Source organism: Paenibacillus sp. YYML68, from assembly GCF_027923405.1.
In the GTDB taxonomy this organism is placed as follows: Bacteria; Bacillota; Bacilli; order Paenibacillales; family NBRC-103111; genus Paenibacillus_G.
In genome coordinates this window covers 2,728,904-2,740,291 of the sequence record NZ_BQYI01000001.1, presented here as the reverse complement: position 1 = coordinate 2,740,291, position 11,388 = coordinate 2,728,904, and the positions used below count along the sequence as shown (strand labels likewise).

Sequence of the window (11,388 nt, the reverse complement as noted above, 5' to 3'; positions counted from 1 at the left end):
CCACCTTTATGTAAAGCTTCCAATAAGTTGGCTCAGATCGTCCGGATGCAGCTCCTCAATTTCACTTAACATCCGTTCAAGCTCTTCCAGCTCCTTCTGACTCACCTGCTTGGCTTCAATAGAGAGCGCCAGCTTCTCGATCGTCGGCGCTTCGAAGATGACATCCATCGGAATATCGCCATGAAAGGTTTGGCGAAGACGCGCGACGAGCTGAATCGAAACCAGCGAATTGCCGCCTATTTCAAAGAAGCTTTGCTGCACGCCAATGTTCTGAAGACCAAACAACGCTTCCCAAATCTCCGCTATCTTCTTCTCCGTCACGGTACGCGGCGCTACGAATTCCCCGCCGCCTTCGATTTCGGCAGCTTCCGGCAACGACTCTACAGCTGCAATCCATTGTTGATGGAGGTCAAAAATATTTTGCTTGCTCACAATCACCTGACTGAAGTCTCCCGCCACGACTTGCTTCATCGCATCAATTCCTTCTGCAACGGACAGGCCATATTCCGCGTACATCCGTTGAAGCTGTTCCTTCAATGGAGCAGGCAGATTGCCCTGTTTTTCGAGCCAGTCGCCCTCCTGCCACATGCTCCAATTGATCGAAACGGCATGCAAACCCTGATGTGCCAAGTAGGCCGCAAACATATCGGCAAACTGATTCGCCGCACATAGATTCATCTGGCCCACGCCGCCCGTAAGCGAAATTCCGCTTGAGAATAGCAATATCCAATCGAGCTCCCGCTGCTTCAGCAGCACGGCTGCCAAACGGGACATTCCCAGCACTTGTGGGAGGAGAACGCGGCTTGACGCTTCACAGTCTTGCAGCTGAATAAGTCCCGGTTCAATCGCATCTGTGATGAACAGCACGCCCTTAATCCCGCCGTGAGCCGCTTCAGCCTGACGAATACACTCATTAAGGGCGACTTCATTGCGCCAGTCCGCGCTTACATACTGCACCCTGGAGCAGCCTGGTTGTTCCAATTTGCGAATTCGTTCGACTTGGATTGGAGACTCATCTTCGACATCCCCCAGAAGCAGGAACGTGGCATTCATCGTTTGCGTCAACGTTTCGCACATGCTCATGCCAAGATCGCTCGCAGCCCCGGCGATCAAATAGACGCCGCCCTCTTGAAACATTGGCTGCGGAGCATCGTTTACAGGTAGCTCAATTTTTTCAATCCCTTGTATAAATCGGTTCTTGCCCCGGTAGGCCACAATAAATTCAGACGATTCCTCCCTGATTTCCCGAAACAGCCGCTCGATGAGCCGTTTGCCGCGCGCAAGCATGAGATCGCTCCCGTCCACATCAATGATCCGGGTGTTCAACTGTCCGTATTCCTGCGGAATCACACGCAAGGCCCCAAGCATGGTGGCCCGTTCAGGCTCCATCATCTGCTCCTGGGCGATGCTGAACAGGTTCCGGGTTAAGACGATGATCTCAATGGGCTCCGTGACCGTCGTGATACCGATTCCTTTCGCGATATGCATCAAGCTATACAATCCCATCTGCTGTATGTAGTCAAATTGTTGTTCATCGATACCGTCACGATTGTGTTCCCGAATATCCAGATTCCAAAGATGAATCAGCTTTCGGGGCAGCTTCCCGCTGGCGGAAAGCTCCATAAACAGTTTCTCGTATGAGAGATGATCCTGAGGATTTATGACAAACACGTCTTCTTCGATTTGCCTGTACGCATCTCCCTGCAGCACGGTGATCACCGTATGCCCTTCTTCTATCAGAAGAAGCCTGAATGAGTCGGCAATGCCATGAAGGTCTTGGAATATAAGGCATGTATGAAGGCTGTCGTTATTCGCATGTGAACGTGCGGGAGAAACGGGAATCGCGGACTGCTTCCACATCGGAGAGTAATACCACCCGGTTGAGCCCGATACGGCTTCCGAACCGGAAATGATGGAAGAGGAATTATTCTTCGCATTATCCACTTTCAACGTTTTGCGGTCGAAGGCATAGGTAGGAAGCGGCAGCACCCGACGAGACGATCCGCCGCCAAACGGCGACAATTCAAGCTGGACTCCTTGCTGCCATAGCTCCCCTATTGCCCTTAGCGCGCTCGCATAGGAACACGAGCTGGATACTGCGGTTGGAAACGTATTTACCGCAGCCGCGCGGAACTGCATCTCAGAGCTGAAATGTTGGCGCGCCAGCGAAGTCAGCACCTGACCGGGACCGATCTCCACGAATAAGGCCGGACCTTCATGATGAAGTAGAAGATCGATACCGTCGCTGAAACGGACTGCTTCCCGAACATGCTTCACCCAGTATAGTGGGTCCATTGCTTGCTCGACCGTGATCCAACATCCAGTAATATTGGATACATACGGAATTCGAGGCTCCTGCAGACGGATGCGGCGAACCAGATCCTCATATCTGCCGAGCATCGGCTCCATCATTGCAGAGTGATAGGCGTGCGAGGTTACGAGTCTTTTACACGATATGGAATCAAGCGCCAATGCCTCTTCGAAGGACTCGATGCTCTCAAATGAGCCTGAGACGACACAAGATCCGGGACTGTTAATCGCTGCAATGGACAGGTCAGCTCGCTCCGCAGCGATTCTCAGGCGCAGCTCGGCTTCGGGCAAGCTCACTGCGAGCATCGCCCCGGGCGCCATCTCTTGCATGAGCCTTCCTCTTGCTGCGACCAGAATCAGGGCGTCCTCCAGCGACATGACTCCGGCCAGGCAAGCCGCCACATATTCGCCGATGCTGTGCCCGAGCATCGCTTGCGGACGAATGCCCCATGCCTCCATCTGCTTCGCCATCGCATATTCAACGACGAACAATGCGGGCTGGGCCATCGCTGTACGGTTAAGCCGAGAGCTTGTCTCTTCCGGAGCGCTGCCATTAGAAGGGTAGAGCAGTTGTCGAAGATCGATGCCAAGCTGAGGCTTCAGCAGCACGGCGCACTGATCTACCGTTTCCCGATAAACGTGCGCCTTGCCGCCAGAGTCCGCTTGTTCATATAAGGTACTTCCCATATTCACATACTGCGACCCTTGCCCGGAGAACAAGAAGAACACCGCCGGCGTTTGAGGAGCAGACGTATCTGCAAGCGGACGATCCAGCTTCTCTTCAAGCTGCCGAATTGCCGCATCGGTCGTTTCTGCGACAATTGCCATGCGAAGCGCGAATGGCTCTTTACGAACGAGCGTATAAGCTGCGTCGGCTAAAGATACTTCCGGATTGGATCGGAGGTAATTCAAGAGGTTTACCGCATTCCGCTTCAAAGACTCTGCGGATTTGGCGGACAAGGGGAGAAGCTGAGGACCGCCGATTCCGTTACCGGGGTTCTCCACATTTGTTGAAGTCGCACAGGTCGGCGCCTCTTCTACAATGACATGGGCATTCGTCCCCCCGATACCGAAAGAGCTGACAGCGGCGCGGCGCGGGTGTCCTTCTACAGACCATGAGGAAAGTTCTGCATTGACGTAGAACGGGCTTTCGTTAAAATCGATCTTCGGATTCGGCGTTGTATAATGCAAGCTTGGCGGGATGAGTCCGTGCTGAATCGAAAGCACCGCTTTAATTAGTCCAGCAATCCCTGCGCCGCTGTCGAGATGTCCGATATTCGTTTTTACAGAACCTAACGCACAATATTGTTGTTTCTTGGTGTAGGCGCGGTAAGCGTCGGTCAAGGCCGCCACTTCGATCGGATCGCCAAGCGGCGTTCCCGTGCCATGGGCCTCCACATAGCCAATCGTTTCCGGATGAACATCGGCTACGGCGAGCGCTTCCATAATTACTTCGGCTTGTCTTGTAATACTGGGGGCCGTGAAGCCGACTTTATCAGCTCCGTCATTGTTGATCGCGCTTCCCTGAATGACGGCCAGAACAGGATCGCCGTCCTGCACCGCATCCACCAACCGCTTCAGCAGCACGACACCGCCTCCATTGCCGATCACTGTTCCTTGCGCAGATGCGTCGAACGCCCGGCAATGGCCGTCCGGAGAGTGAATGCCTCCTTCCTGGTAATCGCTTCCTTCCGTCTGCTCCGCTTTGATCGACAGCCCTCCTGCTAGCGCCATATCGCACTCATAAGTAAGCAGTGCCTGACAAGCCATATGAACAGCGACCAGGGAGCTGGAGCAAGCCGTTTGCACCGTAACGCTCGGTCCGCGCAAATTCAGCTTATGGGAAACCCGAGTGGCAAAAAACTCGGTCGAATTGCCGATCATAATCTGAAAATGTCCGATGCTCTCAACAAGATTGCGATGGCTCAGCACACGATGAAGGTATTCTGACTGGCTGCATCCGCCGTAGACCCCTACCCGATCCGGACAAGCTGTCGGACGGTAACCGGCCGATTCCAAAGCCTCGTATGCGCATTCCAGAAAAATACGCTGCTGCGGGTCGGTAATTTCGGCCTCGCGAGGAGTCATGCCAAAAAAATCCGCATCAAAATCGGCATAATCCGCCACGATCCCGGCAGCGTTGATCCTGTTCGGCTCCGGCTCCTTGAAGAAAGTAATCGATTCCGTTCCGTTCTTCAGATTGTCCCAATAATGATTGAGGTCCGACGCTCCGGGAAACCTTCCCGCCATGCCGATTACGGCAATTCCCCGCAATTGTGCATCATTCTGACTTGTTGCCATATTGATTTACCTTCCTCTCGCTCTAAGACTTTTTTGCCGGTTCATTTCATCCTCTCGCCGGCTGACGTTCATGGGCGTTTTTTCGCTTGTTTCCCCTGTCAGTAGATCTGTATTTAAGTAACGGGCCAGCGACCTTATCGTCGGAAAGCGAAACAAATCCATCATGGTTACACCCTCATGGATTTGACTACAGATTAAGTAATGAAGTCGAAATATACCCATCGAATCCCCGCCTGCATCAAAAAAGCTGACATCCAGCGGAATGTCGGAGCTGCCAATCACTTCTTTCCATATCTGGGCGATCCTTTGCTCCGTTTCGGTCAGAGGCGACGACATTCTTTCTATCGGCTTCCGTCCGTGAAGCTCAGGCAGCGCCTTGCGGTCGATCTTGCCATTTGCGGTGAGCGGCATCCGCTCCAGCTGGACGAAATGAGCCGGAAGCATGTAGGACGGCAACGCCTCGGATAAAAAGGTACGCAGCTCGCTTGCACTCAGCTCCCGCTCCGCCACAAAGTATGCGCGCAGCTGATCTTGCCCCGCTTCGTCCGGCAGGGCAATAACGGTCACTTCCTTCACACCGTCCGCCAGAAGCATTATCGCTTCCACTTCACCCGGCTCGATCCGGTATCCGCGTATTTTCACCTGATGGTCGATCCGGCCCAAATACTCGATCTTGCCGTCCGGCAGCCATCTCGCCATGTCGCCCGTCCGGTACATCCGCTCCCTGCTGAAGCGGCTCATCACCAACTTCTCCGCCGTCAATTCCGGACGATTCAGATAGCCGCGCGCCAAGCCGATACCTGCTGCATATAGCTCCCCGGGTACACCCACCGGCGCCAAATGGCCGAAAGCATCGACGATATAGACACGATGGTTCGGCACCGGACGGCCGATCGACATGAAGCGCTCCGCCTGCGGGTCATCGGAAACCGGCCAGATCGTCGTTGCGATCGAGTTCTCTGTAGGACCATATCCGTTGTAATACTTCACCTTGTCTTTCCACTTTTTCACCAATGCCATCGACGATGCCGAACCGGCCGTAAACAGAATCCGCAAGCTTGGCATATGATCCGGCTCCACATAAATCGCGTACGCCGGCGGCAGTGCTGCCATCGTTATGCCGTGGTCCGCCGCATATTGTTCGAGCAGCTGGTAGTTCAACACGGTCGCCGAAGTCGGGACATACAGCGTCGCACCGCAGAAGAGCGCCGCGAATATTTCCCAGCACGCCGCGTCAAACGAAAGGCTCGCAAACTGCAGTATTCGATCCGCCGGGGTCAACTTCAATTCCCGGTCGAAATATACTTTCAGGTTGGCGAGGCCGTGATGCTCGACCATGACCCCTTTCGGCTTGCCGGTCGTCCCCGACGTATAAATCAAATAGGCCAGATCGTCCGCGCTCGACGTCGGCTCCAGGTTGGAGCCATCCGCATCGTAGGCTGCTTCGTTGTCCAGCGCGAGAACTGCGCCTGTCGTCCGTACCTGCGCCTTCAGCCGCTCCTCGGTCAGTAGTAGCTTTGCGCCGGAATCTTCGAGGATGTACGCAATCCGTTCATTCGGAAGCTCAGGATCGATCGGCACATACGCGCCTCCGGCCTTCAATATCGCAAACAAACCTGCGTACAAGCTGAGCGAACGATACGCCATTAGACCGACAGGCGTATCCCGGCCGACGCCAAGCTTGCGCAGCGTCCGCGCCAGACGATTCGCACGCTCGTTCAGCTCCCGGTACGTCAGCATCTTCCCTTCAAAGTACAACGCCGGCACGTCCGGCGTCCGCTCCGTCTGCCGCTCCAACAAGCCGTGAATCGTCTGCTTGTGGGGCGAGTCGATCGCTTTATCGTTGAACGTCTCGAAAATTTGCGCTTTCTCAGCTTCCGTCACGACATTCATATCGCGGATCGGCATGTGCGGATTCGCAACCACCTGCTCCAGCAGATGTGCATAGTGACCATATATTCGCTCGATGCTCTCCGAATCGTACATGAGCGTGTTGTAGCAGATGCCGACTTGAATCTCCTCGCCCGACAATACGCGCACGATTAGGTCATCGTTCGTTCGCTCCGCTATCTCCGCTTTCATTATGAGGGTAGCTTCGGCTGCACCCTCTTGTTCATTTCGCTCTTCCATCGGATCGTATTCAAAGATTACCAGGTTGCCGGTCAAATTATTGTTCTGCTCCATTAACTTCTGAATATCATGCTGCGGAAGCGGCATGTGCGAACATGAAGCGACAATTTGCTTGTGGTTTTGCTGCAGAAAATCGGCAAAGATCGCTGCCCCGTCGCAGCGAATCCGAACGGGTATCGTGTCGATAAATAACCTGCTTATTCGCTCTGCATCCGGGAGACCGGCAGGGCGCGCCCGCACGACGCTGCCGAATACAACGTCGCCGCTGCCGTAGTAGCGCTGCAGCAGCAGCCCCCACACCGTTTGCATCAACGTGCTGATCGTGGCTTGGCACTCCCTTGCAAGCCGCTCCATGCCCATGCAAAGCGACTCGCTAAAGCGAAAATAAAGCGTGCGGGCTACATAGCCGTCGACTTTGCTTTGCGGCTTTCCGAACGGCACTAGCGTTTGCTGCTCATATCCGGACAAATATCCGTTCCAATACAAGATTGCCGCATCCCGTTCCTGATTCTCCAGCCCTACGTTCCCTTCCGGGTACGCTGTCCATTGCCGAGTCAATACTTTCACTCCTTATCAGCCTTAAGATTCAATCGCGTAGCTTTTCTTGCTTATTGGGCTGCAACGCTTAATCACGACCAAGTTCTGCTCTAAAGGGTACATAATCCCCCTTGCCGATTATCCCGATCATACTTTTTGGGATGGTAAACACGCCTCTTCTCGTAGCGAGAATTAACGTTATATCATCGTCGGTTCGTTCATTCAAAGCAGTTGAATCTAATAATGCCATAAGTGAAAGGGTGTTCTTCTTACTAACAGTTCTCTGTTGCGATCGTAGGAAAGTAAAAGAGGTTTGAAAAAAAAGGAGTATTCGCGCTCTGGGGGGGAATAGTGAAGGGCTGATTGTCTGTATTCTCATACTCCCTATGGTCCGGCCAAAAGACCCAGGAGTACATATCCCGTTCTTGAGCAACTACAATGGCCCCATCTCCGATTGGGGCTGATAACCATTCCCGCATACATATCTAAGGTGACGAATGCTTATTCGGAAGCGGTTCCGGTATAGTCTCTCATCGACAGCGCATAGACAACACGCATATGAGCGGTCGAGATCCTCCTTCCGTTCATAACTTAAGTACATTTCCTAATATATCATCAATCATATATTTTTTTCTAAATAATTTTTTGTGAATATCAAGCTGCCTCAGTAAACACCATCAGTACGAACGAGCAGCTTCAACATAACATAATAAATATTATGTAAACTATAGTGCACTACTGCACTCCATGTACGTCATCACAGCGCACCGATCGACAGACAGAAACGGAGGCCCCACGCCTCCGTTTCGTCATAAATACCATCCACGCTACTCCAGCTTCAATCGATAGATCTGCTTGCTGTCGAGTCCCCGAATGACAGGTGTCCAGCGCTCAGTCTCAGGCGTCGTATCCAGCGCATCCTCAACCATCTGCAGCTTCGCATCCAGCGAATCGATATGATGCAGAGCCACCGCCTCCGGTAACTGCGGCTGCACAGGACTCCCCCATTCGAGCGTGTTGTGATGAGACAGCACAAGATGATGCAGCGCGAGCACCTTCTCGGATTGCAGGTCGACGTCGCAGCGAATAGCGGCCTCGGTAATCCAGTTCGATGCCATCGAGATATGTCCGAGTAGCTTGCCCTGCACGGAATATTCGGTAACGACGCCGAGCTGAGCCTCCATCTCCTCGGGCTTCGCGATATCGTGAAGGATGATACCAGCCTTGATCAGATCCGCATTGAGGAATGGACGCTGCTTACATACGAACTCTCCGAGTTCAAGCATGCGTACAATATGATAAGCAAGTCCAGCGCAGTAAGCATGATGGTGCGTCTTCGCCGCAGGATAATGCATCAGCTTCTCCTCGACCTTGCCGACGCAGTACGCCACGAGTGCTCGTATTTGTGCGTCCTCAATACTATTCATCACCTGCTTGATCGTATGTACCAGGTCAACTGGCCGAATCGGCGCGGTCCGAACGAAGTCGGATAACGACAGACCATCCTCGCTCGTCACCGGACGAAGCTTCAGCACCTTCACCTGCGGCTTCTCCCGATACAGGTGCACAAGTCCCTTGAGCTTCACCAGCGTCATGGGGAAGAATGTTTCCTTATCCGCCGCCGACACGTCCCAATATTTCGCTGGTAGCTGACCCGTCGCATCACCGATGACCAGATCGAAGTAGTCCTTGGGCGGTGTTCCGTTCGTCTGCTTCACCTCCAGCTCCTTCAATAAGTAGTAGCCGGTGAACTCGTCCTGCGGACTTAAGCTCTTGATCTCTGACATGAACATAACCTCCGAAAAAAATACAAATCATGTATTATTGGAATCGCTATAATCAAATATACTTGAATTGAAGCAATAAAGACCAAGTGCTGGACACACTTGGCCTATAGTAACATTCAAGATCGATTTAAGACTACTCCTCAAACTCCACGTTATGATACACCTGCTGCACGTCCTCGAGATCCTCCAGCGCATCGATCATCTTCTCGAACTGAGCCATCGATTCAGCTGGGATCGTTACGTAGTTCTGCGCTAGCATCGTAATCTCTGCCACGGTGAAATCGGTTACGCCTGACTGCTTGAAAGCCTCTTGTACAGCATGGAATTGATCCGGGTCCGCGTACACGATCACGGACTCGTCCTCCTCGAGAATGTCACGGAAGTCGACGCCCGCCTCCATCAGAAGCTCCAGTACATCATCCATCGACTTGTCCGCTACGCCAATAACGGCTGTCTGGTCGAACATATAAGCGACAGAGCCGCTGACGCCCATGCTGCCGCCATTCTTCGTGAAGCATGCACGCACATCGGATGCGGTACGGTTTACGTTGTTCGTCAGCGCATCAACGATCACCATCGAGCCGTTCGGCCCGAAGCCCTCGTAGCGCAGCTCATTATATTGCTCGTCCGAAGCGCCCTTCGCCTTCTCCAGCGCTCGGTCGATGATCGCTCTTGGCACATTGTACGTCTTCGCGCGTTCCAGTACGACCTTGAGCGCCCGGTTCGATTCCGGGTCTGGCTCGCCGCGCTTGGCAGCTACATAGATTTCGATGCCGAACTTCGCGTACACCCGGCTCGTATTCGCGTCCTTGGACGCTTTCTTTTCCTTAATATTGTTCCACTTGCGACCCATAATCCCAGCTCACTTTCAACAATGAATATCGGTACGGCTTCATAGCTCTCCTGTCCATTATAGCGTTTCACTTACCAGTTCCACAAGGCGTGACGTATAAAAGCCACCTATTTAACCGCTCGTTCACTCGCCCATCGCGTCCAAGTAATGGTATAATAGGGCATCATATATGGATGAGGTGACCTGTTTTGCCATTTGACTTTGACAAGCACATTGATCGACGCAACACACGTTCCTATAAATGGGATCAGAACGACAAGCTGTTCGGAGACGCTGACGTCCTCTCGCTATGGGTAGCGGATATGGACTTCTACAGCCCGCCAGCGGTGAGAAAGGTGATCGAGGAGCGTGCCGCACTCGGTGTGTACGGATATTCGATACGGACGGACAGCTACTTCGACGCGATCGTCAGCTGGTTCGAGCGTCGCCACGGCTGGACGATTAAGCCGCAATGGATTACCGACGTACCAAGTGTCGTCACGTCACTGAGCATCGCCATCGAGCTGTTCAGCGAGCCGGGCGGACAAGTCGTACTGCAGTCTCCGGTCTATTATCCGTTCTACGACGTCATACTGAGCAATGATCGGAAGCTTGCGATTAACCCGCTCGTGCAGCGTAACAACCGTTATGAGATGGACTACGACCATCTGGAGTCATTGTTCGCAGGGGGCGCGAAGCTGATGCTCTTATGCAGCCCACACAATCCAGGCGGACGCGTCTGGGAGCGCGAGGAGCTGCTGAAGCTCGGGGAGCTGTGTCTACGCTACGGCGTCACCGTCGTCTCCGACGAAATTCATGCCGATCTCGCCTTGCCGGGCTACAAGCACGTTCCGTTCGCATCGCTGTCGCCTGAGCTCGCAGACATTACGATTACGTGTCTTGCTGCTACGAAGACGTTCAACCTGCCTGGCCTGCACACGTCGTTCGTCGTCACCTCGAACAGCTCGCTGAAGCGTCGCTTCGATCACCGGATCAAGACGCTCAGCCTGCACATGGCCCAGCACTTCGCCCAGGACGCTGTCGAGGCTGCTTACCGCGAGGGCGAGGAGTGGCTCGATGCGATGATCGAGTACGTGAGCGGCAATATGACTTATACCATTGATTATTTAGCTGATCAACTACCGGAGGTTAAGCCGCTGCGTTCGGAAGGAACGTACCTGCTGTGGGTCGACTGCCGAGGACTTGGGTTAGATGTGAAGGGGCTGAAGGAGCTCATGTTCAAGGAGGCCAAGGTCGCGTTCAGCGAAGGCTCCGTCTTCGGCGCGGAAGGCGAAGGCTGGCTGCGGATCAACCTCGCGTGCCCGCGTGCCATCGTGGTCGAGGCGCTTGCTCGGTTCTGCGAGGCGGCTAAGGCGCGAGTGAAGTAAAGCTTTACCCTGAGAATGTACGTGTAGCGCACTATAATCCATCAAGCCGGAGATTCCACTAGCTAGGGAAGCCGGCTTATGGGTCATTCCAGAGTTCGTAGCT

General features: G+C 53.6%; 6 protein-coding genes. 1 reads left to right on the top strand and 5 read right to left on the bottom strand.

Going from position 1 to position 11,388, the window contains the following annotated elements; genetic code table 11:
* Window positions 1-6: 6 nt before the first annotated feature.
* The 5 genes from PAE68_RS12585 to PAE68_RS12570 form a co-directional block, all read right to left on the bottom strand.
* Window positions 7-4,611: a type I polyketide synthase gene (locus PAE68_RS12585; RefSeq protein WP_281887446.1), complete on the bottom strand. Its 4,605-nt coding sequence runs from the start codon at window positions 4,609-4,611 to the stop codon at window positions 7-9.
* A 6-nt stretch (window positions 4,612-4,617) separates the two neighbouring features.
* Window positions 4,618-7,299, bottom strand: coding sequence for a non-ribosomal peptide synthetase (locus tag PAE68_RS12580; RefSeq protein ID WP_281887445.1), 2,682 nt, complete (start codon window positions 7,297-7,299; stop codon window positions 4,618-4,620).
* 251 nt (window positions 7,300-7,550) lie between these two features.
* Window positions 7,551-7,757 (bottom strand): protein phosphatase 2C domain-containing protein, encoded by a 207-nt coding sequence (locus PAE68_RS22830; RefSeq protein ID WP_397378694.1) that lies wholly within the window; start codon window positions 7,755-7,757, stop codon window positions 7,551-7,553.
* A 348-nt stretch (window positions 7,758-8,105) separates the two neighbouring features.
* Complete coding sequence (locus tag PAE68_RS12575; protein WP_281887444.1) at window positions 8,106-9,065, bottom strand: 3'-5' exoribonuclease YhaM family protein; 960 nt, start codon at window positions 9,063-9,065, stop codon at window positions 8,106-8,108.
* A gap of 133 nt (window positions 9,066-9,198) precedes the next feature.
* Window positions 9,199-9,918 (bottom strand): YebC/PmpR family DNA-binding transcriptional regulator, encoded by a 720-nt coding sequence (locus PAE68_RS12570; RefSeq protein WP_281887443.1) that lies wholly within the window; start codon window positions 9,916-9,918, stop codon window positions 9,199-9,201.
* 188 nt (window positions 9,919-10,106) lie between these two features.
* Here PAE68_RS12570 and PAE68_RS12565 point away from each other — a divergent pair, with 188 nt between their 5' ends.
* Window positions 10,107-11,285, top strand: a complete 1,179-nt coding sequence (locus PAE68_RS12565; protein ID WP_281887442.1) for a MalY/PatB family protein — start codon at window positions 10,107-10,109, stop codon at window positions 11,283-11,285.
* The last annotated feature ends 103 nt before the right edge of the window (window positions 11,286-11,388 follow it).

Excerpts from the sequence above, each read along its gene's own strand:
- PAE68_RS12585 (WP_281887446.1), bottom strand. The coding sequence starts at position 4,611 with ATGGCAACAAGTCAGAATGATGCACAATTGCGGGGAATTGCCGTAATC.
- PAE68_RS22830 (WP_397378694.1), bottom strand. The coding sequence starts at position 7,757 with ATGCGGGAATGGTTATCAGCCCCAATCGGAGATGGGGCCATTGTAGTT.
- PAE68_RS12575 (WP_281887444.1), bottom strand. The coding sequence starts at position 9,065 with ATGTCAGAGATCAAGAGCTTAAGTCCGCAGGACGAGTTCACCGGCTAC.
- PAE68_RS12570 (WP_281887443.1), bottom strand. The coding sequence starts at position 9,918 with ATGGGTCGCAAGTGGAACAATATTAAGGAAAAGAAAGCGTCCAAGGAC.